The sequence below is a fragment of the Streptomyces sp. NPDC026301 genome (assembly GCF_055567935.1).
This window is the reverse complement of the sequence record NZ_JBVHPN010000018.1, coordinates 13,681-38,385: the sequence shown is the minus strand read 5'-3', so window position 1 is coordinate 38,385 and position 24,705 is coordinate 13,681. Positions and strand designations below refer to the sequence as shown.

Annotated in this window: 20 protein-coding genes; 19 read left to right on the top strand and 1 reads right to left on the bottom strand. The window is 71.9% G+C overall.

The genetic code is table 11. From position 1 onward, the window contains the following. The first annotated feature begins 176 nt into the window (after positions 1 to 176). The 16 genes from ACZ4MH_RS27590 to ACZ4MH_RS27515 all read left to right on the top strand — a co-directional run bounded on the left by ACZ4MH_RS27590 (position 177) and on the right by ACZ4MH_RS27515 (position 19,783). Positions 177 to 998: an AfsR/SARP family transcriptional regulator gene (locus ACZ4MH_RS27590; RefSeq protein WP_351586484.1), complete on the top strand. Its 822-nt coding sequence runs from the start codon at positions 177 to 179 to the stop codon at positions 996 to 998. A 144-nt stretch (positions 999 to 1,142) separates the two neighbouring features. Beyond that, entirely contained in the window at positions 1,143 to 1,898 is a 756-nt protein-coding gene (locus ACZ4MH_RS27585) for a thioesterase II family protein (RefSeq protein ID WP_351586376.1), read from the top strand. A gap of 101 nt (positions 1,899 to 1,999) precedes the next feature. Beyond that, positions 2,000 to 2,263: an acyl carrier protein gene (locus ACZ4MH_RS27580; RefSeq protein WP_351586378.1), complete on the top strand. Its 264-nt coding sequence runs from the start codon at positions 2,000 to 2,002 to the stop codon at positions 2,261 to 2,263. 219 nt (positions 2,264 to 2,482) lie between these two features. Then, a complete protein-coding gene (locus ACZ4MH_RS27575) occupies positions 2,483 to 4,189 on the top strand; it encodes an acyl-CoA dehydrogenase family protein (RefSeq protein WP_351586380.1) in 1,707 nt (568 codons plus the stop codon). Next, positions 4,186 to 5,106 carry a 4'-phosphopantetheinyl transferase family protein gene (locus tag ACZ4MH_RS27570; protein WP_351586382.1) on the top strand — a complete coding sequence of 307 codons (921 nt, stop codon included), beginning with the start codon at positions 4,186 to 4,188 and terminating at the stop codon, positions 5,104 to 5,106. Before ACZ4MH_RS27575 ends, ACZ4MH_RS27570 begins: the two co-directional genes overlap by 4 nt. Then, positions 5,103 to 8,486: a condensation domain-containing protein gene (locus ACZ4MH_RS27565; protein ID WP_351586384.1), complete on the top strand. Its 3,384-nt coding sequence runs from the start codon at positions 5,103 to 5,105 to the stop codon at positions 8,484 to 8,486. The genes ACZ4MH_RS27570 and ACZ4MH_RS27565 overlap by 4 nt, the downstream gene beginning before the upstream one ends. A 63-nt stretch (positions 8,487 to 8,549) precedes the next feature. Further along, on the top strand, positions 8,550 to 8,819 hold the full coding sequence (locus ACZ4MH_RS27560) for a DUF6059 family protein (protein WP_351586385.1): 270 nt from the start codon (positions 8,550 to 8,552) through the stop codon (positions 8,817 to 8,819). Further along, positions 8,816 to 10,384: an acyl-CoA carboxylase subunit beta gene (locus ACZ4MH_RS27555; RefSeq protein WP_351586386.1), complete on the top strand. Its 1,569-nt coding sequence runs from the start codon at positions 8,816 to 8,818 to the stop codon at positions 10,382 to 10,384. The genes ACZ4MH_RS27560 and ACZ4MH_RS27555 overlap by 4 nt, the downstream gene beginning before the upstream one ends. Next, positions 10,381 to 10,596 (top strand): acyl-CoA carboxylase epsilon subunit, encoded by a 216-nt coding sequence (locus ACZ4MH_RS27550; RefSeq protein ID WP_351586388.1) that lies wholly within the window; start codon positions 10,381 to 10,383, stop codon positions 10,594 to 10,596. The genes ACZ4MH_RS27555 and ACZ4MH_RS27550 overlap by 4 nt, the downstream gene beginning before the upstream one ends. Positions 10,597 to 10,707: 111 nt before the next feature. After that, positions 10,708 to 11,076 (top strand): hypothetical protein, encoded by a 369-nt coding sequence (locus ACZ4MH_RS27545; RefSeq protein ID WP_351586389.1) that lies wholly within the window; start codon positions 10,708 to 10,710, stop codon positions 11,074 to 11,076. A gap of 55 nt (positions 11,077 to 11,131) precedes the next feature. Continuing rightward, the gene (locus ACZ4MH_RS27540; RefSeq protein WP_351586391.1) at positions 11,132 to 12,535 is read left to right on the top strand and encodes an FAD-binding oxidoreductase; all 1,404 of its coding nucleotides are present in this window, start codon (positions 11,132 to 11,134) and stop codon (positions 12,533 to 12,535) included. A 90-nt stretch (positions 12,536 to 12,625) separates the two neighbouring features. Continuing rightward, positions 12,626 to 13,588 (top strand): GNAT family N-acetyltransferase, encoded by a 963-nt coding sequence (locus tag ACZ4MH_RS27535; protein WP_351586393.1) that lies wholly within the window; start codon positions 12,626 to 12,628, stop codon positions 13,586 to 13,588. A gap of 80 nt (positions 13,589 to 13,668) precedes the next feature. Next, the gene (locus tag ACZ4MH_RS27530; RefSeq protein WP_351586395.1) at positions 13,669 to 15,282 is read left to right on the top strand and encodes an FAD-dependent oxidoreductase; all 1,614 of its coding nucleotides are present in this window, start codon (positions 13,669 to 13,671) and stop codon (positions 15,280 to 15,282) included. A gap of 89 nt (positions 15,283 to 15,371) precedes the next feature. After that, a complete protein-coding gene (locus ACZ4MH_RS27525; protein ID WP_351586396.1) occupies positions 15,372 to 16,907 on the top strand; it encodes an FAD-dependent monooxygenase in 1,536 nt (511 codons plus the stop codon). Between the two features lie 194 nt (positions 16,908 to 17,101). After that, complete coding sequence (locus ACZ4MH_RS27520) at positions 17,102 to 18,133, top strand: methyltransferase (protein WP_351586398.1); 1,032 nt, start codon at positions 17,102 to 17,104, stop codon at positions 18,131 to 18,133. A 45-nt stretch (positions 18,134 to 18,178) separates the two neighbouring features. Next, on the top strand, positions 18,179 to 19,783 hold the full coding sequence (locus ACZ4MH_RS27515) for an FAD-dependent oxidoreductase (RefSeq protein WP_351586400.1): 1,605 nt from the start codon (positions 18,179 to 18,181) through the stop codon (positions 19,781 to 19,783). A gap of 156 nt (positions 19,784 to 19,939) precedes the next feature. On the opposite strand, the gene ACZ4MH_RS27510 is transcribed toward ACZ4MH_RS27515, so the two are convergent. Next, on the bottom strand, positions 19,940 to 21,529 hold the full coding sequence (locus ACZ4MH_RS27510) for an FAD-dependent monooxygenase (RefSeq protein WP_351586402.1): 1,590 nt from the start codon (positions 21,527 to 21,529) through the stop codon (positions 19,940 to 19,942). Positions 21,530 to 21,756: 227 nt separating this feature from the next. Between ACZ4MH_RS27510 and ACZ4MH_RS27505 the strand changes: the two genes are divergently transcribed. Genes ACZ4MH_RS27505 through asnB form a run of 3 tightly spaced genes read left to right on the top strand, consistent with a single transcriptional unit; the run spans position 21,757 to position 24,643 of the window. After that, positions 21,757 to 22,209 (top strand): anthrone oxygenase family protein, encoded by a 453-nt coding sequence (locus ACZ4MH_RS27505; protein ID WP_351586404.1) that lies wholly within the window; start codon positions 21,757 to 21,759, stop codon positions 22,207 to 22,209. After that, positions 22,206 to 22,772 carry a PNPOx family protein gene (locus ACZ4MH_RS27500; protein WP_351586406.1) on the top strand — a complete coding sequence of 189 codons (567 nt, stop codon included), beginning with the start codon at positions 22,206 to 22,208 and terminating at the stop codon, positions 22,770 to 22,772. Before ACZ4MH_RS27505 ends, ACZ4MH_RS27500 begins: the two co-directional genes overlap by 4 nt. Then, positions 22,769 to 24,643 (top strand): asparagine synthase (glutamine-hydrolyzing), encoded by a 1,875-nt coding sequence (gene asnB, locus ACZ4MH_RS27495; RefSeq protein ID WP_351586408.1) that lies wholly within the window; start codon positions 22,769 to 22,771, stop codon positions 24,641 to 24,643. The genes ACZ4MH_RS27500 and asnB overlap by 4 nt, the downstream gene beginning before the upstream one ends. Positions 24,644 to 24,705: the final 62 nt, after the last annotated feature.

Genomic DNA, 24,705 nt, shown 5'->3' with positions numbered 1-24,705 from the left:
CGGTCTGCGCGGACCCGCATCCAGGAACGCCGCTGGGAAGCAAGTGGAGAGGTGCTTGACGCGTGCTCAAGGAAATCGGGCCGGGCGCGCTGGGCCGCTACGGTTTCCGAAGTCATACCGCTTCTCCGGAGAAGGAATTCGACGAGAAATCAACAGCAAAAAGAGGGGACCAGTACATGAGGATACGAATTCTGGGCCCGCTGAGGGCCGAGCTCGACGGTGTTTCCATCGTGCCGACGGCGGGAAAGCCGCGTCAGATCCTGTCACTGCTCGCAGTGTGTCCCAGCCGCGTGCTGCCGGTGTCCACGCTGATGGAAGAAATCTGGGACGCCGACCCTCCGTGCAGCGCGGTCACCACATTGCAGACCTACATACTGCAGCTGAGGCGCAGGCTGGGCGCCGCCATGGGGCCCGATGCCCCGCGCACCGCGAAGGACGTGCTCGCGACCTCGCACGGCGGATACGTGCTGCAGATACCGCCGGAGAGTACGGACGTGCACGAGTACGAGCGGCTGGCGTCGGCGGGCTTCGCGGCATTCGAGGCCGGCGACAACGAGCGCGCGGCGGAAACGCTGCGCCGGGCGCTGGATCTGTGGCAGGGGAAGGCGCTGGTCGATGTGCGCGTCGGCCCTGTGCTGGCGATCGAGGCGGTGCGTCTGGAGGAGAGCAGGCTGGTCACCCTGGAACGACGCATCGATGCCGATCTGCGGCTGGGGCGGCACACCGAACTGATCGCGGAACTGCGGGAGTTGATAGCTCGGCAGCCGCAGCACGAAGGGCTGCATTCACAGGCGATGGTGGCGCTGTACCGCTCGGGTCGGCAGGCCGCTGCCCTCGACGTGTACCGCAGGCTGCGCATGAGGCTGATAGAGGAACTGGGCGTCGAACCGTCGCCGCCGCTGCAGCGTCTGCATCAGGCGATGCTCACCGTGGACCCCGCCCTGGACATGGCCGCCGGCCCCCGACGCAGCTCGACCTTCGATTTCTACGCCGCCTGAGCACGCCCGTCCGCCCGTCCGCCCGACCGCCCGTCGGTCCGTCCACCTGTCCGCCCGTCCGCCCGACCGCTTCGAGCCTGCCTCTAGGACCATCGGCGAGCCTGGTGAGGCCCAGGAATTGCCATAGGCCGAGGAGTGGCAGAGATGGCGGACACCGCACCACCGGTACGGCTGTACTGCTTCGCCCACGCGGGGGCCGGCGGTTCCGCCTTCCGGGGCTGGGCGCGCGGCGTGGGACCAGGCGTCGAGCCGGTCCCCGTCCTCCTGCCGGGTCGCGAGGGCAGGCGCCGTGAACCACGGCTGACGGATCCCGACGCACTGGTGGCCGACCTGCTGGACCGGGTCCGCGCCGAGCCCGGCCGGCCGTTCGTCCTGTACGGGCACAGCCTGGGCGCGCTGGTGGTCCACTGCCTCGCGCGGGCCCTGCAGGAGAGGGGGATGCGACTCCCCGCGCTCGTCGCTGTCGGCGCCTGCCCACCGCCCGACGCGGCCAACGAGCTCCCCGACGCCTGCGAAAGCTACGACGAGGATCTGATGGACCGGCTCCGGAAGCTGGGGCTGCTGCCGGACGGAACGGAACACAACGCGTACTGGCGCCGGGCGGTGATGCCCGTGCTCCGGGACGATCTGCGCCTGGCACGTGCCCTGCGGGCCGCCGCCTGCGGAACCGCGGCAGTACAGGGACCACTGCGGGTGCCGCTGCTCGCGGTCTCCGCGGGCGGTGACCTGCTGGCGCCGCCGGGGGTGGTCGCGGGCTGGAGCCGGTGGAGCGCGGTATCCGTGACGACCCGCACCGTAGCCGGTGACCACTTCTTCGTACGGGGCGGGGTGCTGCCGCGTCTGCTGGGCCGTGCCTGCCGCGTGGTGCAGCGGCTGGACGCAGCGGCGACAACCCTTTGACGTCCACCGACCCCACCGACCCGACCGATGCACTCGGTCCGAAAGCACCGGCACCAGAGAAGACCTGAATGTGCCGGCACGAGGAGAGAGGCAATACCACCATGCAGCAGTTCGACATCACCGCTCTGATCACCTTGTTGCGTGACAGCGCGGACGACGGCGAAACCAACGATCCGGACGGTGACATGCTGGACGTACCGTTCGCCGAACTCGGCTACGACTCACTGGCGTTGCTCCAGGTCACCGGAATCATCGAGCGCGACGCCGGCATCACGCTCGATGACGAGGCGCTGGGCGAGGCGGAGACCCCGCGCCAGTACCTCGAGGCCGTCAACCGCGTACTGTCCGCGCGCACTGTGGCCTGAACTCGGGCATCCCCGCGAGGATGCCGATAGCGGCAGGGGCCCTTACGGCCCCTGCCGCTTTGCAATTCTTTCCGTACTTCGCGATGGCGTTCATGGCTTCATGACGTCCATGACGTCCATGACGTTCCAACCGCGTTCCACCGTGTCACGAGCGGCATGTCCGAAGGTCGTCACAGGTGGTCGGAGAGCCACAGGGCCGGGAGAAGGGGGTGAACCGTCGTGGACGACCGGACCACCGCGCTGCACCGAGCCGCTCTCCTCGACGCGCTGCTCGGTGACCCGTACGACCCGGTGAACGCACACGGTTTCCGCGCGTTCCTCGCGGCCGACAGGGAGCGCCGCCCGCCGGAGGCCGCTGAGCTGCTGCTCGCGGCGGCGGGGCTGGCGGCCGAATTCGTCCCCGCCCGGTGCGGTGGCGCGCTGACCCGCGCCGATTCGCTGGTCCGGGTGTTGCGTCCCGTCTTCCGACGCGATGTCTCCCTCGGCTTCGGGTGCGGCCTCACGTCGCTGTTCGCCGCCTCCGCGGTGTGGGCCGCCGGCACCGACGTGCAACGGCGCTCCACCGCCCGGCTTCTGCTGGGCGGCGGGCGGCTCACCGTCGCGCACCCCGGGCTCGCGCCGGCCGGGGGAGTGCTGCGCGACGCGTTCACCGTGCGGGGGCCGGCCGACGGGGGGCTGTCCCTCGGCGGCCGCAGGCACGTCATCATCGATGCAGCGCGGGCGGACGTCTATGTCGTCCATGCCCGCACCACCGGCGCCCCCGAGGCGCGCGACCACTCCGTGTTCCTCCTCGACCCGGCGCGGCTCCCGGACGACCGGCTGCACCGGCTGCCGCGGGTCGCGACAGCGGGGATGCGCGCCGCGGTCTTCTCCGGGCTGCGGTTCGCCGACTGCCCGGTACCCGAGGGCGCGTTGGTGGGCTGCATCGGCGAGGGGGCCACCCTGGCCCTGCGTACGAATCACGTCAACCGGTGCGTCGTCGCCGGAGCCGTGATCGCGGCTGTCGACCCGGTACTGCGCTGCGCTGTACGAGCCGCCACCGAAGGGCGCGCCGGACGGCCCGCCCGGCGTTGGCACCGCCCGCTCGCAGGGGTCTTCAGTGACCTGCTCGCTTGCGACGCCATGGTGACGGTGTGTCTGCGGGCGGCGAGCGTGTTGCCCGACCGGGCTCACGTCCCGACCGTGGCAGCCGCCTATGTGGTCCCCCTCCTGCTCCAGGACGCTCTGGAGGAACTCTGTGCCGTCCTCCGCCCGGACGGCCGGCGGGACGGCGGCCTCGTCCACAAAATCCTCGCCAAGCTGGTGCGGGACCTGCCGGCCGTCGGCATCGGACGTGCCGGAGCCGCCTCCTGCCAGGCGGTGATCGTTCCGCAGCTGAGCACGCTGGCGACCGGATCCTGGCTGGTGGAGGAGGAACCACCACCCGATGTGTTCCGCGGCCGGGCGGACCTGCCACCGTTGGACCACCGGCTGCTGACCTTCGCGGGAGGCAAGGACTTCCTGGCCGCGTCCCTCGTCGGCGCCGCCGACCGGCTCTCCCGCGTCCGGTCGGCCGGCGGCCGGAACGCCCTGCTCGGGCGACTGGCCGAAGCGTTCCTCGGTGAACTGCGCCTCCTGCGCGAGCAGTGTGCCGCCCTGTCCGATGTCGCCTTGTCGGGCCCGGCTGCGGGTGCGTTGAGCGACCGGTACGGGCTGGTCGCCACAGCGGCCGCCGTCCTCGGGGTCTGGGAGGGCCAGGAAGGGGACGACCCGTTTCTCGCCGACCCCGGCTGGGCGGTGGTCGCACTGTCCCGGCTCGGACGGCGGCTGGGCCGCACGGTGCCGGACGTGCCGGACGACTGCGTCACCGAGGTACTCGACGAACTGCTGCGGCGCCACCGGGCCGGCCGCGGCCTCGACCTCGACGGCATGGAACTCGCGCTGTGACGCACCCCGGGAGGGACGCCACCCTGATGACGGAAGCGCCGCGCCTCGCGGCCCCCGTGCACGTGCGCGGGCCGGACGGCCCATGGCACGAGGTCCGCGAAAGCCTTCAGCGACGCGGTAACGCGGTCGTCCACACCAACTCGGGGGAGTGGCCGACCGCGGTCACGGCCGAGCCCCGGCTGCGCCACCTGCTCGGCCGTGACTGGCAGCACTACCGGCGTACCGCCGATCCCGCCGCGCGTCATCGGTTCGCCGCCGCCCGGCTCGTCCTCAAGTACACGGCGGCGGCCGCGCTGGGCACCAAAGCCGCGGAACTCGACCTCGCGTACAAGATCGGTGGGCGTCCGTACCTGCGGGGCCTGCGCGGCGTCGACGTGGGCCTCACCCACACCGGTGACCTCATCGCGGTGGGCATCAGCCGCGTCGGAAGGATCGGCATCGACGCGGAACCACTGTCGCGCGCGCTCTTCTACGACGTGTTGCTCGACCGCGTGTGCACGCCCGCCGAACAGGCCGTACTGCAGTACCTCGACGGGCCCGAGCGGACGGCCGCCATGTTGCGCCTGTGGACCCTGAAGGAGGCGTACACCAAGGCACTTGGACAGGGACTGCGTTTGCGGTTCGGCGAATTCGACCTCGCGCCCGGCATCCGGGGAGACGTGCCGGCGGGCCATGACGGAGGGCTGCTCGCGCCGGACGGCACGCCGGCCTGCCGCGGTGCGTGGGCCTTCGGCACCTACCGGGTCCTGGGCCGGTGGCTGCTCAGCGTGGCCGCTCACGGCCACGGTTCCGTATCGGGAATTCCGGCCCGCGGCATCGTGGACGAGCGGTCCATGACGTTGGTGACCCGGCTGCTGTCCGAAGAAGCCGCACCGCCGCGCGGCCGCATCGGCCCCGCTCAACGAGGGAGCGCATGACCAGCGGCCGTTCCGCGGCGGCTTCGATGACCGTGGTCGCGGCGGGGCCGGTCCTCGAACTCCACGGCGCCCTGGACCCGGCCGTGCTGGAGAGGGCCCTCGCCTGCGTCGTCGCACGCCATCCGGAACTGCACGCCTGGTGCATCGGCACCAACGGGGCCGCACATGTCGATGAGGGCGGCGTGCTCCACGCTCACCTGGAACGACACGGCACCGCCCACCACACCGTGCGCCTCGCCGGGTACCGGGGCCGGTGGCCCGCACAGCCGATCCGGGACCTCCCCGTGGGGATGCTCGCCGATCTGCTGACCACGGCGGCCGGTTCCGTGGCGCTGAGTCCTGGCCAACGCGATCTTCTGCGTTCCGCACACGGCGGGCCGTCCCGTGCGCACCACAGTGTCCTGCTCCGGCTGTCCCACCGCGTCGAGGAGGATGTACTGCGACGCGCACTGCGTGCCGTCATCGCCGCCCACCCGATGCTGACCGCGCGCACTCCGCCGAATCCCGAGGGCCGGCTGCCGCTGACCACCGGCATGTATGACGGGACCGGCTGCGAGGACCCGCTGCGGACGATCGAGTGCACCGATCGCCCGGCAGTCGAGCAGGCGGTCGCCGCGACCCGCCGCGGCCTCGCCCCGCACACCGGCGTACTGCTGCGGGCTCTGCACGTCAGGGGCCGCGGCGAAGGGGCTCCGGCCGACGGCGACCGGCTGTTCATCGCCGTGCACGACCTCGCCGCCGACCTGGCGTCCTGGCGGATCCTGCTGGAGGACCTGGACGCGGCGCTGACCGCGCTCGGAGCCGGCACGCTGCCCCGCCCGGAGAGCGACGCGGGCCGGTTCGAGGAGTGGGCCGACCGGATGCGCGAGCTGACCGCTGCCGGCGGGGGTGTGACCCGCGGCCGCGCGGGCGTCGATGACCGGTCCGCCGTTGCGCGGCCGGCCGCCTCCGGGGCGCAGCGGCCACCAATGTGCCGCAGCGACTTCGTACTGCCGACGGAAGCGACCAGGGCGCTCACCGAGGTCCTTCCGGCCCGCTACGGGCTCTTGGCCGCCGAACTGCTCGCGGGGGCGTTCGGCCAGGCCCTGGCCCGCTGGGACCAGACCCACGACGTCACCTTCGACCTGCGCACCGACGGGCGCGACGGCCTCCCCGGGTATGCGCGCGCTATCGGGCCGTACTCCCGCATACGGTCCGTACGGTTCGACAGCGACCGGCACTTGTCGCCCGGCCACTATCTTGCCGCCGTCGCACCCGCGCTCACGCCCGACACCGACCCGTGCGGCTCCATCGGCGCCACCCCACTCCCGCTCGGCGCACCGCGCCCGACATCGGCCTGCTTCACTCACCACCCGCCGGAACAACTGCTCCCGTACTGCGAGAACTTCGTGCTCGATGACCCCGCGCCGAACCGGCGGCCCCAGCCTGCCCACAGTGCTTCCGTCTACGGGATCGAAGTCTCCAGCCATGTCGAACGCGACAGACTTCGCGTCCGGACCGAGTGGTACTCCCGTACCGCTGACGGCGGCGACGAGACCGCAATCGACGCCCTGAGCGGCCTCCTGCGCACCGTACTGGAGGCATTGGCGGACGCCGGGAAGGACGGGGCGCCCATGCCTGCCGCCGGACCGGCCATCGCCGCCACGCCCCGCCAGCGTGAACTGCTCGCCGCGTGCCTGGACCGTCCCGGTGCGGGGCATCACATCGAGCAGCTTCATTGGGCCTGGCAGGGACCGCTGGACAGCGAGCGGTTCATCGCTGCATGGCAATCCGTGTTCGACAACGAGGCGCTTTTGCGCGCAGCCTTCGACCGCAGCCACTCCCGTGTCGTGTTGCACGGCAGGGCCACTGCCCAGGTCGTACGTCTGTCGCGCACCGACGTCAGCTGGGCCCGGTTGCTGGAACGCGACCGCAGCCGCGGGATCGACCCGCACCGTCCCGGAGCGTTGCGGATCACCCTGTTCGACGACCATGCGGGCAACGGCGGAGCGGTGGACACGACGCTCGTCCTGCTCACCTACCACCACGCGCTCGTCGACAGCTGGAGCGTCCGACTTCTGCTGCGCGAGTTCTACCGCGCATACCTGCGGGACGGCCGCGCGGGCGGCGGTGAGCGCCGCCCCGACCTGCGCGACTACGCGCGCTGGCTCAGTGAACAGGACCTCGGCCCGGCGCGCGAGTTCTGGTCAGGAGTGGTCTGGCGGCCCGGTACGGCACTGCACCCGGCACGTGCCGGGGCACCCACCGGTCTCACCGGTTTCGGACGTACCTCACACCGTCTGCCCCGGCCCGACGCGGTACGGCTCGGTCATTGGGCCGCCTCCTGGGGCGGCACCCAGTTCACCGCGCTGCAGGCCGCCTGGGCCCTGCTGCTGTACCGTGCCGCCGGCGCCACGGGTCCGGCCACGGTGAGCTTCGGAGTCTCGGTCGGCGGCCGTGGTATTTCTCTGGAGGGCGCCGAGCAACTGCCCGGGCCGCTGCGGAACATCCTGCCGATGACCGTCGGTGTCGATCCCACGGCCGGCGTGGGCCAACTGCTGACGGCCCTGCGGGACAGGGCCCTCGACATCTCCGCGTACGAATGGGTGAGCACGGAGCACATACGTCATTGGACCGGCTGCCCGGCCGCCGACGGTCTCTTCGGCACGGCCCTCGTCTTCGATTCGCCCCAGCGCCCGCCGGACGGTCTCCTGGCGGAACTCGCCGACCACGGCATCCGGGTCGGGCCGCCCCGCAGCACCGGCGTCACCAGCACGCCGGCGATCGCACTCATCACCTCCTTCGACCACCTCGGAGACCTGGTGGTGACGGCCGTCTACGACCGCAGCCGCTTCGACGACACCGAGGCGGCGAAGGCCCTCGCCCAGAGCATGCGGTTACTGCGGGAGTTCACGGACCGCACCGACGGCACCGGGTCCATCGCCGCGGCGCTGGAGGCGCTGCGTGACACCGACGTTCCCCGGATGGCGGCGCGGGGTGTGCGGCGCGACCACGGCGTGCTCACCGAGTTGCGCGAGGGCCGGGGGCCCGACGCCGGGACCGTGTGTCTCGTCCCGCCGCCGGGCGCGGAACACACCTGCTACAGCGCGGTACTGGCGAGCCACACCGGGCCCGAGCGGCTGCTCGCCCTGCGCTCTGGTACCGAAGCGCCCGACGCGGCGGCGGAGGCACTGCGCACCGTACTGCTCCCGGGCCGCCGTCTCCTGCTGGCCGGCTGGTCGGGCAGCGGACACCCCGCGCACGAGATCGCCCGGCGCGTCACCGGTGGGGGAGCGGCCGGTCCACTCGTGGTGACGTACGGCGGAGGCCCGGCCGACGCGGAGGGCCTGGCACGCACGCTCATGCGCCTGGCCCTCGAGCGGGTCTCCAAGTGCTCTTGAGCCCCATGGCCGACCGTTGACCGAGTGCGACATCGCGTACCACAAGTATGAGGAGGCCGGTCCATGCCCATATGGACGACCAGGTCCTCGGTAAGGGGCAGGCCCGTGGGCTTCGGCTCCAGATCCGTCACTTTCCTGCGGTGCATCGGCCGGATGCTGGCCACGGCCGGTGCCATGTGGTCCCCCGTTCACCTGCCCGATGACCCGGAAGAGGACTGGACGCTGTCCCCGCCTCCGCCGGGCCATCCGGAGCGGCTCCGCCCGGACGTGCCGCTCGACGCGGTGGAACGGGACCTGGCACGCCGGATGTCGAACCCGAAGGAGAGCGCGTGATCATTGAGACCGAGGGCTTCGTACAGGACCGATTGGCCGAACTCGCCGAGCTGAAGGAAAGTGCCGCTCGGGGCCCCGACGAGCAGGCCACCGAGCGGCAGCACGCCAAGGGCAAGCTGACGGCCCGCGAGCGCATCGAACTGCTGCTGGACGAGGGGTCGTTCCACGAGATCGAGGCCCTGCGCAGGCACCGCGCGACCGGCTTCGGCCTGGAGGACAAGCGCCCCCACACCGACGGTGTGATCACCGGATGGGGCACCGTCCACGGCAGTACCGTCTTCGTCTACGCCCACGACTTCCGGATCTTCGGTGGTGCGCTCGGCGAGGCCCACGCCCAGAAGATCCACAAGGTGATGGACCTGGCGCTGGCCGCCGGAGCGCCCCTGGTCTCCCTCAACGACGGTGCCGGCGCCCGTATCCAGGAGGGTGTCACCGCGCTCGCCGGATACGGCGGCATCTTCCAGCGCAACACCCGCGCCTCCGGCGTGATCCCGCAGATCTCCGTGATGCTCGGTCCCTGCGCGGGCGGCGCCGCCTACTCGCCCGCCCTCACCGACTTCGTGTTCATGGTCCGCGAGACCTCGCAGATGTTCATCACCGGACCGGATGTCGTCAGGGCCGTCACCGGCGAGGAGATCACCCAGAACGGCCTGGGCGGGGCCGACGTCCACGCGTCCGTCTCCGGCGTCGCGGCCTTCGCCTACGACGATGAGGCCGGCTGCCTGGAGGACGTGCGCTTTCTGCTCACCCTGCTGCCGCCCAACAACCGCGAGACGGCGCCCCGCGCGCCCTCGGCCGACCCGGCCGACCGGCTCACCGAGGCGCTGCGGGACATCGTCCCCGCCAACGCCCACCAGGCGTACGACATGCGCGCGGTCATCGAGGAGATCGTCGACGACGGCGAGTACTTCGAGATCCAGCCGGACTGGGCGCACAACATCGTCTGCGCGCTGGTCCGCCTCGACGGTCATGTCACGGGCGTCGTCGCCAACCAGCCCGCCGCCTTCGCCGGCGTCCTCGACATCCACGCGAGCGAAAAGGCCGCACGCTTCGTGCAGTTCTGCGACGCCTTCTCCATCCCCCTGGTGACCCTCGTCGACGTACCCGGGTTTCTGCCGGGCGTGGACCAGGAGCACGGCGGCATCATCCGGCACGGCGCCAAGCTGCTGTACGCGTACTGCAACGCGACCGTCCCGCGGGTCCAGCTGATCCTGCGCAAGGCATACGGCGGTGCGTACATCGTCATGGACTCGCGCTCCATCGGTGCGGACATCTCGCTCGCCTGGCCGACCAACGAGATCGCGGTCATGGGTGCCGAGGGAGCCGCCAACGTGATCTTCCGTCGGGAGATCGCCGCGGCCGACGACCCTGACGCCGTACGGGCACAGAAGGTCAAGGAGTACCGGACCGAGCTGATGCACCCCTACTACGCCGCAGAGCGCGGCCTGGTGGACGAGGTGATCGACCCCGCCGAGACGCGCTCCGCGCTCATCGGCGCGCTCGACATGCTGCGGTCGAAGCACGCGGACATCCCGTCGCGCAAGCACGGCAACCCGCCGGTATGACGGGGGAGAAGGGAAACGGTGATCCCCTCTGGCGGATCACCGGAGGCAGCCCCGGCGTGGAGGAGACCGCCGCACTCACGGTGGTACTGACGGCCCTGCTGGCCGCGCGGGCCGCCGCTGCGGCGGTCACCGGGGAGCGGCGCGCGGCCGCCGGCTGGCACCGCCCGCACCGCAATCCGCACCGGCCCGCCGGGACGTGGCGCAGTGGCTGACTCCTGCCGCCCGCTGTGTGCTGCAGAGCCGTTCGAGTACCACTCCAGCACGCGGTGACACCGTATCGACGGCACACGACGCAACCCGAGACCCACGGCAGGAGCATCGACATGAACGACGCGAGGCTGGTCGGCACCTGGACCACCGAGCTGGAGGACGACGGCAAGTCCGTGTTCGGACTGGCGTCCTTCACGGGTGACGGCGGCGTCACCTGCTACCAGGCCAACGCCAAGAACATCGGTCTGGGCAACTGGGAGGCCACCGGCAAGGACTCCTTCCAGTACAACTTCCACATCATCGCCGTCAGCCCGGAGGGCGAGCACGTCGGCGAGGCCCATGTCTTCGTCAGCGGCGAGTTCGTCTCCGAGGACCGCTGGGAGGGCACCGGGGGCGCCAACTTCTACTCGCCCACGGGTGCGCTGCTGCGCGGCCACGAGGGCTCCAAGGTCGCCGCGCGCAAGTTCGGCATCGACAAGTAGGCCCAACGGCGCACCGCCTCGTACCCCGGACCGAGACGTTACGGAGGAAAACCCCATGCTGCGGGACCGACTCAAGGGCGAACTCGTTCTCCCGTCCGATCCGGGTTACCAGCTCGCCAAGCAGTTGCAGAACACCGAATACGACAGCGTCACGCCGCAGGGCATCGCCTACTGCGAGTCGCCGGAGGACGTCGTCGCCTGTGTGCGCCACGCCCAGGAGACCGGCGTTCCGGCACACGTCCGCGGCGGCGGTCACAGTTACAACGGCTGGTCCACCGGTGCGGGCCTGGTCATCGATGTGTCCCGGATGAACCACGCCGTCGCGGACGGACCCACCGTGCGCATCGGCGGCGGCGTCCAGTCCCTCGATGCGCTCGACGCCCTGGCGCCGCAGGGCCGTCAGATCATCAGCGGCACCTTTCCCACCGTCGGCCAGGGCGGCTTCCTGACCGGCGGTGGGCTGGGCTGGCAGACCCGCAAGTTCGGCGTCGGCTGCGACCGGATCGTCTCCGCGCAGGTCGCCCTCGCCGACGGCCGGCTCGTCCGGGCATCCGCGAACGAGCACGCGGACCTGTACTGGGCACTGCGCGGCGGTGGCGGCGGAAACTTCGGCATCGTCACCGAGTTCGAGCTGCGCCCCGTCGACGCCCCGCAGCTGACCGGCTTCGAGACCCTGTGGTCGTACGAGGACGCGGCCGACGTGCTGGTCGCCTGGCAGGCCTGGGCCGTGGAGGGCTCCGACGACCTCGGCACCTCCCTGGTGGTGCTGCCCGGCATGTTCGGGCCGGGCGGCAGGCCGGTCGTCAAGATCTGGGGCGTGCACCACGGGATGCCCGAGGACCTGGAGCGTGCCCTCGACGAGCTCACCGAGCGTGCCCGCACCAAGCCGCTGCACCGCGAGGTCGGTGCACCGGGCGTGTACGCGGACGTGATGCACGAGGCGTTGTGCGGCTCCAAGACCGTCCAGCAGTGCCATCGCGTCGGCACCCACCCCGACGCGATCGGCCACCGCCACCCGTACACCCGCCAGGCCTACCGGCTCACCGGACGCGCGGCCGACCACGACGAGGCCAACGCCCTGCTGCAGGCGTGGAACCCGGACCTGGACGGTGAGCGCTACCTGCTGTGCATGGCGCTGGGCGGCGCCGCCAACCGCGTCGACCGCACCAGCACCGCATACGTGCACCGCGACGCACACTTCCTGACCGGCTTTCAGATCGCCACTCGTGACGAGGAAGAGGCCGCTCGGGGCCCGGCCCGGTACGACGAGTGGGCCGACCGGTGCGGCGCGGCCCTCGCCCCGCTGGCGACCGGCTCGTACCTCAACTTCCCCGACTCGCGCATACCGGAGAACTGGGAGAGCGAGACGTACGCGGAGAACGCCCCCCGCCTGCGTGACATCAAGCGCGCCTACGACCCCGACGGCTTCTTCCGGCACGCGCAGAGCATCACGCCCTGAGAGCCGGGTTCGGGCCCGGGGGCCGTGCGGTGCCCCCGGGCTCGAGTCCCGCTCCACGCCCGTACCACCGCCACCGAGAACCATGACCGTATGGAAATCCGCAGCCTTGACGGCGACGATCCGACCACGGTCCCCCTTCTCCTCCCGGGCTTCCAGGAGACGATGAGCCTCGAACTGCCCGGCGACCCCCCGGTTTCGGCGGCGCTGCTGGCCCGGCTGCTGCAGCGGCGGCACGGCGCCGACCGGATCATCCTGGCCGCCTTCGACGGCGACCGGCCCGTCGGCTGCACCAAGCTCGGCCTCGACCTCGGCGACCCGACGGGGCCGGGGCACGGGTCGCTGTGGGTCTTCCCCTCCTTCCGCCGCCGTGGCGCCGGCACCGCCTTGGTGGACGCCGCCCGCGCCGAACTGCGCGTCCGCGGCCGAAGCCACCTCGTCATCGACGCCCCCGACACACCCGCCGCCGCGGCCTTCGTCTCCGTCTGCGGCGCGGAACTCCGGGGCACCAACCTGCGCAACCGTCTCTTCCTGCGCGGCCCGGCCGGCGCGGGGCTCGACGACCTCGCCGCCCGCGCGGTCGCCGGCCACCGCCTGGTGCAGTGGACCGACCGCTGTCCGGACGAGCTCGTCGACTCCTACGCCCGCGCCTGGGGCACCCTGGACGCCCCCGTCAACGGACAGGCGCGGGTCCGTACCCCCACCGCCGAGGACGTCCGCGCGCGCGAGGCCGAGGGCGAGCGGGCCGGACACCGGCAGTATGCGAGCGCCGCTGTCGACGCCGAGACCGGCGAGGTCGCCGGGTACGCCACCCTCTTCGTCCGGGACAGCCCGATGGCCGATGCGGGGGAGACCCTCGTGCTCGGCAATCGGCGGCGCCGGGGCCTGGGCACCTGGCTCAAGGCGAACCTGCTGGTCCGGGCCGCCGGTGAGAACGAGAACCTGGCCCTGGTGCAGGCATGGAACGACGTCCGCAACGACGCCGTCGTCGCGCTCAACCGCCGGCTCGGCTTCCAGGCGGACAGCGCCTGGTCGACGTATGCCGTCAAGGCATGACCGTCCGAGCAGGCTTCGAGTCCAGGTCCACCGGCCACTGCCACGATCGGCCCGACAGCTCAGCGCGAGAGGGGTTCTTGGTGACTGACAACGGCAGACGTGTACTGATCATCGGTGGCAGCCTGGTCGGCCTGTCCACGGCGGTGTTCCTCGCCCATCACCACGTGCCCTGCACCGTGGTCGAGCGGCACCCCAGTACCTCCATCCACCCCCGCGCGGTCGGGTACTACCCGCGCACCGCCGAGCTCCTGCGCACCGTCGGAGTGGAGGAGGCCGCGAAGGCGGCCGCGGCCGGGTTCGAGAAACACAGGACCCGGGCCGGCGTGGTGTCGCTCGCCGGCGAGGTCCTCTTCAGCAAGGAGGAGCTGGCGGGCGGCGACGAGCTCGCGGACCTCACCCCGTCCGAGCTGCTCCTGCTGCCCCAGGACCGGCTGGAGCCCCTCCTGCGCGCACGCGCCGAGGAGCTCGGCGCCGACCTGCGGTTCAGTACCGAGTTGGTCTCCTTCACCCAGGACGACGACGGCGTCACCGCGGTCGTCAAGGACGAGCACGGCGTCGAGAGCACCCTGCGCGCCGACTACCTGGTGGCCGCCGACGGGCCGCGGAGCACCGTACGGGAGTCCCTCGGCCTCGCGCGTGCCGGCCGCGGGGTCCTTTCCCAGCACGTCAGCATCGCGTTCGGCGCCGACTTCGGCGCGGCCCTCGGGGACCGCCGCTACAGCGTCGTACACGTCAAGAACGACACGGTCACCGGCATCCTCGTGCACGATGACACCCTCACCGAGGGCACCCTGATCGTCGGCTACGACCCCGAGAAGGGGGAGAGCCTCGACGACTTCACCGACGCCCGGTGCAGCGCACTCGTCTCCGCCGCGATCGGGTCGGACGCGGTCGAGGTCACCATCCGCTCCCGCTTTCCCTGGGACATGGCCGAGCTGGTCACCGAGAAATTCGTCCAGGGCCGGGTGCTGATCGCAGGCGACGCCGCCCATCAGATCCCGCCCACCGGCGGTTACGGCGCCAACACCGGCATCGCCGACGCGTGCAACCTGGCCTGGAAGCTGGCCCTCGTCCTCAAGGGCGTCGCGGGCACCGCCCTGCTCGACACCTACGAGGAGGAGCGCCGGCCGGTCGGGGTCCACACGGCCCGTCAGGGCTCGCTCCAGCTCGCCGTGCGCTCGGGCACCGCGACGCGGGAACAGAAGGCCGCCACCGATGACGCGATGAAGGTGACGATGGGTCAGGCATACGGTTCCGGCGCCTTCGTCCATGACGCCGGCGCGGAGCCGTTGCCCCTGACCAACGACCCACGCGCGCTGCGTGGCGAGCCCGGCACTCGTGCCCCGTACGTGATGCTGGAGCGGGACGGCGCGCCGGTGGCCACGCTGGACCTGTTCGGTGCGGGCTTCGTCCTGCTGGCTGCGCGGGACAAAGACTCCTGGGGGAAGGCGGCCGCGGCGGCCGGCTCCGCGCTCGGTGTGGACATCGCCTTCCACCGCATCGCGCCGACCGTCGAGGACGGAGGGCTGGTCGACCGGCAGGGCCGCTGGGGCGAGGCCTACGGCGTGCGCGCCGAGGGGGCCGTCCTGGTCCGTCCGGACGGCATCGTCGCCTGGCGTGCCCCGGCCTCCGTCCCCGCCGCCGAACAAGGCGCGGCGCTCGAATCGGTACTGCGCCGGATACTGGGACGCTGAGCGGTCATCCCGACGGGGACTGCCCCTCTCCTCACCAACTCATCGACAACAAGCATGTCTTGCATCGACCTCTCTCCGGAAGGACTGCAATGCCGGACACCCAGGACTTTGATTTCGATGTCCTCATCGTCGGCGGAGGTCCGGTGGGCATGCTGCTCGCCTCCGAACTCCGCCTCGGCCGCGTCACCACGGCCGTACTGGAACGCCTCCCCGAACGCACCCCGCACTCCAAGGCGTTCGGCCTGCACGCGCGTTCGCTGGAGTCGCTGGACCGCCGCGGCCTCGTCGAGGGCTTCCGTGACGGCGCCCGTTCGTGGAACAACGGCCACTTCGCCGGCCTCGACGTCTGGGTCGACTTCGCGCTGCTCGACAGCGCCCACAACTATGCGCTGCTCTCCGAGCAGACCCGCACCGAGCGGCTGCTGGAGGAGCGCGCTTTGGAGCTCGGTGCCGACATCCGCCGCGGCCACGAGGTGACCGCCGTCCGCCGGCACGAGAACGGTGCGGAGGTCGACGTCACCGGGCCCGACGGCACGTACACACTGCGCGCCCAGTACGTCGTCGGCAGCGACGGCGGCCGCAGCCTGGTGCGCAGGTCCTCGGGCATCGGATTCCCGGGCACTGGCGGCCGCGTCACCGCGCGCTTGGCCGACGTCGTCCTCGCCGACCGGGAGAAGGCGCCGATGGGCATGGAGCGCACGGAGCGCGGCCTGCTCTTCTGCGTACCGCTGGACGAGAAGTACCACCGCGTCGCCACCTTCGACTTCGAGCAGGGCAAGGAGGCGGGCTCCGAGCTGACGCTGGAGGAGTTCACCGAGAGCCTGCGCGAGATCTGGGGCGATGACCTCGGGGCGAGCGAGCCGCGCTGGCTGTCCTGGTTCACCGACTCCGCCTGCCAGGCCGAGCGCTACCGCGAGGGCCGCGTCTTCCTGGCCGGCGACGCCGCGCACACCCACTTCCCCGTGGGCGGGCAGGGCGTCAACCTCGGACTGCAGGACGCCTTCAACCTCGGCTGGAAGCTCGCCGCCGCGGTCAACGGCTGGGCTCCCGAGGGGCTGCTCGACACGTACGACGGAGAGCGACAGGAGCCGGCTCGCCAGGTCCTGTCCAACACCCGGGCCCAGATCGCGCTGATGAACCCCGACCCGTACGTCACCCCACTGCGCGAGCTCTTCCAGGACCTGATGGTCAAGGACCCGGTCAACCGCCATGTCGCCGAGATGCTCAGCGGCGTCCGGGTCCGCTACGACCTCGCGGGGGCTCCGCACCGCCTGCTCGGCGACTTCGCGCGTGATCTGAGGCTGGAGACCGAGGAGGGCGGCGAGACCCTTCCGAAGTTCCTGCACGAAGGCCGGTTCGTGCTGCTCGACCTGGCCGGCGGCCCGGCGGTCGCCGAGGTCTTCGAGGAGTGGGCCGCAGGGCAGGAAGGGGCCGACCGGGTCAGGCGCGTCGTGGCCACGTGCGAAGAGGAGCCGGACCTGGCAGGTGTCCTCGTCCGGCCCGACGGCTATGTCGCCTGGGCCGCTGACAGGACCACCCCCGCCGACGAGATCGCCGAGGGCCTGCGCGCTGCCCTGGCCGCCTGGGCCGGTACCACCGGGCCCACCCGGCACGTCGCCGAGTAACCGGGCCACTCCTGGGCGAGCCGCGCCCGCCTGATCGTGGCGCGTGGTCGAAGGACCGCCTCCCGCACGGCGAACTGCCGTGGGAGAGGCGGTCCTTCGCCTTGTAACGCTGCAGGCCGCTTCGAGCGGTACTCCACGCGAACCGGCCATCGTCGGAGGAAGACCTGTGTCCCTGAGCTCGCCAGGAGGCTTGCGTGACAACGACCGATGTCCGTACGACGGCCGCTGCGGTTGATCCCGGTCCGCTGATCAAGCTGACCATCGCGGACTGTGCGGCCAAGGTGCTGCACAGCGCCGTGACGCTCGGTGTCTTCGGTGTCCTCGCCGAGGGGCCGGCCGACGCGGACCACGTCGCCGCCGCGACCGGCCTGCACCCGCGCATGGCCGCCGACTTCCTGGACGCGCTGGCGGGCCTCGGCCTGCTGGAGCGCACCGAGGACCGCTACGGCAACGCCCCGCTGGCCCAGGCGTACCTGGTGCCCGGCGCCTCCACCTACCTGGGCGGGTTCGTGGAGCTGACCAACGAGACCCTCTACAGCACGTGGGGCCGGCTCACCGAGGCGCTGACCACCGGTGCCCCGCAGTACCTCGACCCCGACAAGGGCGGCTTCGTCGGGGACAAGCACAAGGACCCGGAGAAGATGAAGCGCTTCTTCGCCGGCCTCGACGCGTACAGCGACCGGATGGGCATCGAGCTGGCCGGCCGGATCGACTGGAGCCGGCACTCCTCCGTCCTCGACCTCGGCGGCGCGCGCGGCAACCTCGCCTCCGTACTGGTCACGGAACACCCGCATCTGCAGGGCGGCGTGTTCGACCTCGAGCGCACCCGTCCGCTGTTCACCGAGCACACCGGCCGGCTGGGCCTCGGCGGCCGGATCCAGTTCACCGGCGGCGACTTCTTCACGGACGACATCCCGAAGGCCGACGTCATCGTGCTCGGCCACATCCTGCACGGCTTCGACACCGACCGGCGCCGGGAGCTGCTCCGCCGCGTCCACGACTCCGTCAACCCCGGCGGGCAGGTCCTCGTCTACGACCGGATGATCGACGACGAGCGCCGCGACGCCGAGCGCCTGCTGTCCAGCCTCCACATGCGTCTGGTCAGCCCCGACGGTTCCGAGTACCGCGTCGCGGACCTCCGTACCTGGCTGAGTGCGGCCGGCTTCACCGACGGCGCCGCGCAGCCGCTGCTCGGCACCCACACGCTGGTGACCGCGGACCGATGACCGCCCGGGCGTGAGCCGCCCACCCCGACCACCCAAGGAATCACCATGAGCCAGCAGCAGGTGCCCGTACTCATCGTCGGCGGCGGCCTCGCGGGCCTGTCCGCTGCCGTGTTCCTCGCCCACCACGGAGTGCGGGCGACATTGGTGGAGCGCCACCCCGGTACCTCCACGCATCCCAAGGCCCGGGCCATCAACCCGCGCACGATGGAGCTCTACCGTGCCGTGGGCATGGCGGAGCGGGTCAAGGCCGGACGTTCGCCGATCTCCGGCAACACCGATCTGGTGCACGTCGAGACCCTCGCCGGCAAGGAGCGGGTCCGGATGCCCAACGCCTCCATCGAGGACATCAGCCGGATCAGCCCCGCCCAGTGGACCCTGATCGACCAGAACCAACTGGAGCCCATCCTGCGCGAGCGGGCCGAGGAGGTCGGCGTCGACCTGCGCTTCCACACCCGGCTCGACGCGGCCACCCAGGACGCGGACGGTGTGACCGCCACCCTCACCGACCTCGGCACCGGCGTGCGCTCCGAGCTGCGCGCCGGGTACGTGGTCGCGGCGGACGGCAGCCGCAGCCCGGTCCGCGAACTCCTCGGCATCGGCGCCCACGGCCGCGGCACCCTCACCAACCTGGTGAGTTTCTTCTTCGACGCCGATCTGGAGGAGGCACTGCGCGGCCGCCGGATCATCGCCGCGTACGTCAACAATTCCGAGGTGCGCGGCACGATCATCCCGATCGACAACGACCGCAAGTGGGTCATCAACGTCTCCTTCTTCCCCGACAAGGGACAGAGCGCCGACGACTTCACCCCGGAGCGCTGTGCCGAACTGGTGCGGGCGGCGGTCGGCGTCCCCGGCCTGCCGCTGACGATCGAGTCCGTCGACATGCCCGCCTGGGACATCTCGGCGCGGGTCGCCGACACCTTCACCGCGGGGCGTTTCCTCATCGCCGGGGACGCCGCGCACGTCATGCCGCCCACCGGCGCCTTCGGTGCCAGCACCGGCATCCAGGACGCCTACAACCTGGCCTGGAAACTGGGCCTGGTGCTGGCCGGCAAGGCCGGCGCCGCCCTGCTCGACTCCTACGACGCTGAGCGCCGTCCGGTGGCCGAGGAGACGGTGCGTCAGGCGATGCTGCGGTTCGCCGTCCGCGAGGGCAAGCAGTTCCAGGACGTCGCCGCCGACCTGGTCGACGAGACCACCATGACCTTCGGGTACGCCTATCCGGCGGGCGCCTTCGCCGCCGAGGACCCGGCGCTGTGGACGGTCACCGAGGACCCGGACAAGCCCAGTGGCCGGCCCGGCACCCGTGCCCCGCACGTGGTCGTCGAGGGGGAGCACGGCCCGTTCTCCACCGTCGACCTCTTTCCCGTCGGCTTCACCCTGCTGACCGCCGGACCCGCCGCCCCGTGGGCCGCCGCCGCTGCGGCCGCACGCGACCTCGGCGTGGTGCTGAGGGTCCACGGCATCGGAGAGGGCGGCGACTACGCCGACACCAAGGGCGTCTTCACCCGGCAGTACGGCATCTCCGACGGCGGCGCGGTCCTGGTCCGCCCCGACGGCTTCGTCGCCTGGCGCTCGCCGAACGGCCCCGAAGGCGACATCGGGCAGACCATGACCGGCCTGCTGCGGCAGATCCTCGCCCTGGACTGAGCCCTGGACTGAGCCCTGGACCGACCGGCACCGCAGCCCGGCGGAACGACTCGGCGCGCTTCCCGTCATCGGGAGGCGCGCCGAGTCGTTGCGGACGGGGAAGAGCGGGCGGCCCGGGCGGCCGGCCGGGGTCAGACGGTACGTGACAGCACGGGGTCAGACCGTACGTGCCAGCAGGCGGTGGACGACCGCCGACAGCTCGGCCGGCGCGTCCGCGGGCCGGTGGGTCGCGCGCCAGGCCAGGAATCCGTCCGGGCGGACCAGCGCGGCGCCGGATGCGGTGATCCCGTACTTCTTGAGGAATTTCTCGACCGCGTCGGGCGGCTCCTGGCCGCCCACCTCGTGGAAGGCGATGCCGATGCCGGTGAGCCGGGAGACGTCGGCTGCCGCGCGCTCCCACTGGCCGCTGTCCGGTCCGGCCAGCAGCCACCAGCCGCCCGTCAGCAGGTCGTGCAGCGGGGTGTCCGTGCCGTCGACGCGCACATCGATGTGCGGGGCCCGGGTGCCCGGCCGGCCGGAGGGCTGGGTGGGGTCCTCCACCGGGGCGCCGTCGTCCGCGCCCGGCTCGGCCGCCACCGCGCCCGAGCGGTAGACATGGCCGAAGAGCACGGTGGTCTCCGGACGGTGCCGGGCCGCGACCTCCTCGTCCAGGCCACTGCGCTGCAGATACCGGATCACGCCCTGCTCGACGGTGAACTCGGCGACCGGGGCACGCTCCTGCTCGTACGTGTCCAGCAGCTCGGCCCCGGCCTGCCCGCGCAGCACCAGCGCCAGCTTCCACGCCAGGTTGTGCGCGTCCTGTACGCCCATGTTGCCGCCGAAGCCACCGGTGGGCGGCATGACATGGGCCGCGTCACCGGCCAGCAGCACCCGGCCGGAGCGGAACCGGTCCGCGACCCGCGCGGCGATCTCCCAGCTGGTGCTCGTCTCCACCGCGACGTCCAGGTCCGGCACGCCGACCGCGGCCCGCACCATCTCGACGCAGTCCTCCTCGGAGTACTCGGCGTGGGTCTCCTGCGGCGGCAGGCTCGGCGCCAGCACCCAGCGGTCGGCGTTGTCGAGCCGGCCGAGCACGCCCTTGACCTTGTCGTTGCTGACGAAGCAGAGGAAGAACTCGCGGTCGGCGACGTACTCGTCGAGCGCGGCGTGGAAGATGACGTTCATCTGGCGGCCGAAGACGCCCTGCCCGTGCATGCCGATGCCCAGCCCGTCGCGGACCGGGCTGCGGGACCCGTCAGCGGCGATCAGGTACTGGGCACGGACGGTGGTCTCCGTGTCGTGCCGCACATCCCGCAGGACCGCGGTCACCCCGTCGGCGTCCTGCTCGTAGCCGACCAGCTCGGTGCCGAAACGGATGTCCGCCCCCAGCTCCTCGGCCTTCGCGCGCAGCACCGGCTCGAAGCGGTCCTGGCCGATCAGCGTCCAGCCGGTGCTGCTGACCTCGTCCGGGTCGTGCCGGAACGGCCCGTCGAACCGGCCGAGTTCGGCGCCCGCGAGCGACTCCACCTGCATGATGTCGCCGTACTGCGCGTGCGGGTTCTCCTGCGCGCGCACCGCCCGCTCCAGGCCCAGCGCGCGCATCAACTCCATCGTGCGGGGGCTGGCCGCCTGCGCCCGCGGGTGCGCCGAGATGTGCGGGTGCCGTTCGACGAGCACCGGCCGGATGCCCTGCTGGGCGAGGAACAGCGCCTGGGCCAGGCCCACCATGCTGCCGCCCACAATCAACACGTCGGTTCGCTCCGCCACCGGATGTGCTCCCTCGTCTCGTTGCCGTTCCGTCTCGATACGGCGATGGACACTCCCGGCCAGCCAACACGGACCGGCTAGAGGGCCGCTCGGGCTCCGAACGGGCGCCCGTTGCGCGGCGGGGCCGCGGGGCCGGCCTGTCCAGACCGCTTCGAGCGGCACGCGAGGGACGGCTGGAATCTTCGGAGCGCATCGGACGAGCAATGCTGGACGGGAGGCCCCGGGCCGTGGTGGAAACCCTGAGTGTGCTGGTGCTGTTGGGCACCGGGATGGTGGCGGGCGTGCTGTTCGCCGTGGCGATCAGCGTGATGCCGGCGCTGATCGCGATGACCCCCGACCGCTATGTCGACACCCACAAGCTGCTCGGCAAGCGGTACGACCGGATCATGCCGTTCATCGTGAGCGGCTCCGTCGTCGTCGACGCCGCCTTCGCCGTGCGCGCCGGGGAAACCGGGCCGCGGGTCCTGTTCATCGCCGGCGCGCTGGCCATGGTGGGCGTCGCGGTGGTCTCGCAGACCCGCAACGTACCCATCAACACCCGGGTCAAGAAGACCCGGCCGGAGGACATCGGTCCCGGGTGGGACGACCCCCGCGCCCAGTGGCGCGACTGGCACCTGCTGCGTACCTGCTTCGCCGTCGCGGGCTGCGCCCTCACCGCCGCCGCCGTGGTCCTGTCATGACCGCCGGGGACGAGCGGACCGCCGTGACACGCCCGCGCATCGCCCGGGCCCTGCCCGGCGACGAGGACCGGGCCGCCGCCAACGCGCGCATGACCGCGCTCCTCACCCGGCCCGACCCCGGCCCGGTCGCGGCGCACCTCGCGCTGCTGCACTTCACCGGACGGCGCAGCGGCCGCGGCTACACCGTCCCCGCGGGCGTCCACCGCATCGGCGACGCCCTGTACATAGCCTCCGGCAGCGCTTGGCGCCACAACTTCAGCGGCGGCGCCGACGGTGAACTCACCTGGCGCGGCAAACGCACCGCCGCCCGCTTCGAGCTGGTCACCGACCCGGAGCCGACCGCCAGGGGATACCTGGAGCTGTACGAGCGTTACGGCGCGGAGGCCGCCCGGCGTCGCCTCGGCATCACCGTCGACGACAGCCGGTCCGCGCCCACCCTGGAAGACTTCCGCGCCGCCGTCACCGGCATCCCGCTCGCCCTCGTCACCGTCACGCTCGCCGATGACACCGGGGACACCGGCGGCACCGGCGAACTCGCCAAGAATGAGAGGACCGCCCGATGAGTGCAATCGCCGGCTGGGTCGACTTCGACCGGGACCTGGCCCCGCAGACCGGCGTCGTCGAGGCCATGGCGGACACCCTCGCCCACCGCGGCCCCGACGGCCGGGGCAGCTGGCTCGAAGGCCATGCCGCGCTCGCCCACAGGCGCCTGGCCCTCCTCGACGTGACGGAGACCGGCCGACAGCCCGTCGCCCACACCACCGAAGGCGGCACCACCGTCGCGGTCCTCACCCTCGACGGAGCCCTCACCAACCACTCCGCGCTGCGCACCGAACTGGCCGCGAAAGGCCACCGGTTCACCGGCGGCGGGGACGGCGAGACCGCCCTGCACGCCTACCTGGAGTGGGGCGCCGACTTCCTCACCCACCTCGAAGGCCTCTTCGCCCTCGCCCTGTGGGACGTCCGCAGCCAGGAACTCCTGCTGGCCCGCGACCGCCTGGGCGTCAAGCCGCTCAGTTACTACCCGACCCCCACCGGCGTGATCTTCGGCTCGGAGCCCAAGGCGATCCTCGCCCACCCCGATGTGGCCCCGGTCGTGGACGCCGATGGCCTGCGCGAGCTGTTCGCGCACAGCCGCAAGCCCGGCACGGCCGTCTACCGCGGCATGCGCGAGGTCGTCCCCGGCCATGTGCTGGTCGTACGCCGCGCCGGAAGCCGGGAGAAGCGCTACTGGTCGCTGCCCGCCCGGCCGCACACCGACAGCCTCGACGACACCGTCGCCACCGTCCGCCGGCTGCTCGGCGACGCCGTCACCTCCCACCTGGGCGCCGACGTGCCCGTGGGCGCCATGCTCTCCGGAGGCATCGACTCCAGCGCCCTGACGGCCCTCGCCCAACAGTCACTGGGCGGCCGAGGCGGCCCGCTGCGCAGCTTCTCGGTGAACTTCGCGGGGTACACCGAGAACTTCGAGCCGCACCCCACGATGCGGGCCACCCCCGACGCGCCCTTCGCGACGCTCGCGGCCGCGCACATCGGCTCGCAACACACCGAGATCCTCCTCGACATGGCCGCCCTCACCGACCCCGAGGTGCACGCCGCCGCCCTGCGCGTCCAGGACGCTCCGTCCCCGCTCGGCGACATGGACGTCTCCCTCATGCAGTTCTTCGCCCGGCTGCGCGAAGCGGGCTTCACCGCCGTGCTCTCCGGCGAGACCGCCGACGAGGTCTTCAACGGCTACTTCTGGGCGTACGACCCGCAGCACAGCAACTCCCAGACCTTCCCGTGGGTTTCCTTCGAACGCGGCCACGACGCCGCGGCGGGCGGCCTGGGCACCTCCATGGTCGACCGGCAGCTGCGCAAGGAACTCGACTTCATGGGCTACGCCGACCAGCACTACCGCGACGCGCTCGCCGAGGTGCCGCAGGTCGGCACCGAGTCCCCCGCCGAGCGCCGGGCCCGTGAGGTCACCTACCTGGCCCTCACCCGATGGGCACCCACCCACCTCGACCGTGCCGACCGCATGAGCATGGCCCACGGAGTGCAGTTGCGGCCGCCGTTCTGCGACCGCGCACTCGTCGAGTACGTCTACAACGTGCCGGCCGCCATGAAGCGGGTGGACGGCGTCGAGAAGAGCCTGCTGCGCTCCGCTGTCGCCGACCTGCTGCCCGAGGCCGTGCTGCACCGCAAGAAGAGCGCGTACCCGGCCACGCAGGAAGCGGCCTACGGCGACTTCGTGCGCCGCAGGTTCGCCGAGCTGGCCACCGACCGGAACGCCGCGGTGTCGGGGCTGCTCGACGCCTCGGCCACCGCCGCGGCACTGAACGCGGGCAACTCGCCCCAGGGCGCGTTCGCCTGGGTCGAGCGGGCCGGCATGGAGATGGTGCTGCAGCTGGAGACCTGGATGACCGAGTACCGGATCGACCTGCGCCTGTGAGCGCACAGGCCGACGGTCCAGACGGTCCAGACCTCTTCAAGAAAGCTTCGAGAGCCCTCCAC

What these genes read in the sequence shown, in the direction of transcription:
- ACZ4MH_RS27590 (WP_351586484.1), top strand. Translation starts at nt 177, where the DNA reads ATGAGGATACGAATTCTGGGCCCGCTGAGGGCCGAGCTCGACGGTGTT.
- ACZ4MH_RS27580 (WP_351586378.1), top strand. Translation starts at nt 2,000, where the DNA reads ATGCAGCAGTTCGACATCACCGCTCTGATCACCTTGTTGCGTGACAGC.
- asnB (WP_351586408.1), top strand. Translation starts at nt 22,769, where the DNA reads ATGAGTGCAATCGCCGGCTGGGTCGACTTCGACCGGGACCTGGCCCCG.
- ACZ4MH_RS27515 (WP_351586400.1), top strand. Translation starts at nt 18,179, where the DNA reads ATGAGCCAGCAGCAGGTGCCCGTACTCATCGTCGGCGGCGGCCTCGCG.
- ACZ4MH_RS27525 (WP_351586396.1), top strand. Translation starts at nt 15,372, where the DNA reads ATGCCGGACACCCAGGACTTTGATTTCGATGTCCTCATCGTCGGCGGA.
- ACZ4MH_RS27535 (WP_351586393.1), top strand. Translation starts at nt 12,626, where the DNA reads ATGGAAATCCGCAGCCTTGACGGCGACGATCCGACCACGGTCCCCCTT.
- ACZ4MH_RS27500 (WP_351586406.1), top strand. Translation starts at nt 22,206, where the DNA reads ATGACCGCCGGGGACGAGCGGACCGCCGTGACACGCCCGCGCATCGCC.
- ACZ4MH_RS27545 (WP_351586389.1), top strand. Translation starts at nt 10,708, where the DNA reads ATGAACGACGCGAGGCTGGTCGGCACCTGGACCACCGAGCTGGAGGAC.
- ACZ4MH_RS27540 (WP_351586391.1), top strand. Translation starts at nt 11,132, where the DNA reads ATGCTGCGGGACCGACTCAAGGGCGAACTCGTTCTCCCGTCCGATCCG.
- ACZ4MH_RS27550 (WP_351586388.1), top strand. Translation starts at nt 10,381, where the DNA reads ATGACGGGGGAGAAGGGAAACGGTGATCCCCTCTGGCGGATCACCGGA.
- ACZ4MH_RS27585 (WP_351586376.1), top strand. Translation starts at nt 1,143, where the DNA reads ATGGCGGACACCGCACCACCGGTACGGCTGTACTGCTTCGCCCACGCG.
- ACZ4MH_RS27560 (WP_351586385.1), top strand. Translation starts at nt 8,550, where the DNA reads ATGCCCATATGGACGACCAGGTCCTCGGTAAGGGGCAGGCCCGTGGGC.
- ACZ4MH_RS27565 (WP_351586384.1), top strand. Translation starts at nt 5,103, where the DNA reads ATGACCAGCGGCCGTTCCGCGGCGGCTTCGATGACCGTGGTCGCGGCG.